This is a genomic window from Chitinophaga sp. RCC_12 (genome assembly GCF_041360695.1).
Classification (GTDB): domain Bacteria; phylum Bacteroidota; class Bacteroidia; order Chitinophagales; family Chitinophagaceae; genus Chitinophaga.
The window spans coordinates 1-1,448 of record NZ_JBFUPS010000023.1; the positions used below are offsets into that span (position 1 = coordinate 1).

General features: G+C 37.5%; 2 protein-coding genes. Both read left to right on the plus strand.

Annotated features, from left to right (window positions below; translation table 11 throughout):
* Positions 1-46 precede the first annotated feature (46 nt).
* On the plus strand, positions 47-604 hold the full coding sequence (locus AB6805_RS32410) for a transposase (RefSeq protein WP_370913572.1): 558 nt from the start codon (positions 47-49) through the stop codon (positions 602-604).
* The gene (locus tag AB6805_RS32415) at positions 499-1,416 is read left to right on the plus strand and encodes an IS3 family transposase (RefSeq protein ID WP_370913573.1); all 918 of its coding nucleotides are present in this window, start codon (positions 499-501) and stop codon (positions 1,414-1,416) included. Before AB6805_RS32410 ends, AB6805_RS32415 begins: the two co-directional genes overlap by 106 nt.
* Positions 1,417-1,448: the final 32 nt, after the last annotated feature.

The following is a 1,448-nucleotide window of genomic DNA, read 5'->3' on the forward strand; positions in this document are numbered from 1 at the left end:
ATATGTACTGCCCCCTAAAAGTTAGACACTTTTAGGGGGCATTTTTATGGATAGACGCAGAAAATACAGTTTTGAGCAAAAATTAGCCATTGTGATGGCAGTTAAGAATGATTATCAATCCGTTAGTTCAGTGGCGAGATGTTTTGGATGTAGTCGTTTTTGTATCCAGCAATGGCTTGAGCATTATCGAATCGCGGGTGAAGCGGGCTTAAAGTTGCAGGTAGGTTTAAAGGTTTACACGAGTAAATTCAGGATCAAAGTGGTTGAGGAGATTTTAAATAAGGACTTATCTTTGATGGAGGCCAGCTCTATTTTCGGTATCTCAAGTGCTGCTACCATTTATAATTGGCTATGTATATACAAGCGTGAAGGCCGCCAGGGATTGCTAATGATGGGAAGTGGTCAAAAAAAACAACCCATGAAACATAAAACATCGCAAGTTGAACAGAACTTAACACCTGAACAACAAGAATTAGCGGCACTGAAAGCCGAGAACGAATGGTTACGCACGGAAAACGCGTACCTAAAAAAGTTGGATGCCTTAATGAAGGAAGAACAAGCTCAAAACAAAAAGCAAAAAGAGCAAAAGCCATCAGGGAATTAAGGCACGATTACAACCAGGATCTGCTTTTAAAAGCAGCAGGGATGGCAAGAAGTACATTTTACTATTATCAAAAAAAGCGACAAGACAAAAGAATAAATCTAAAAACTCAAATCCTCCAGATCTATCATCATCATCAAGGCAGATATGGCTACAGGCGAATTATGCTGGCTGTAAGAAAACAAGGCATCATTGTTAACCATAAAACTGTACTGCGAATCATGAGAGAATTGGGGATTAAATCACTGGTAAAAGTAAAGAAGTACAAATCCTATAAAGGGGAGTTGGGCAAAATAGCTCCCAATCTGCTACAACGTAATTTTTATGCTGGCGAACCCAATCAGAAATGGGTAACAGATGTAACGGAGTTTAGTGTAGCAGGAGAAAAATTGTATTTATCACCAATAATGGACTTATATAACAGTGAAATAATCAGCTATACATTGGATAGACGTTGCAATGGTAATCAGACTGTAGAAATGCTAAAGAATGTTTTGTCTAAGCTGCCGGAAAAATCAAAATTAATTATTCACTCTGATCAAGGATGGCAATACCAAATGAAGGCCTGGCAACGACTATTTAAGGGCAATAGAATCAGGCAAAGTATGTCCAGAAAAGGAAATTGCCTCGATAATGCAGCCATGGAGGGGTTCTTTTCAATATTGAAGTCAGAGTTGTTTTATCTGAAAAAATATGATTCAATAATTACACTGGAAAAGGACATTCGAGAATATATAGAATATTATAATAACGATAGAATCAAATTAAAATTAAATGGCTTGAGTCCAATACAATATCGAACTCAAGCCGCCTAATCAAAAAAGTCTAAACTTTGGGGAGCAGTACA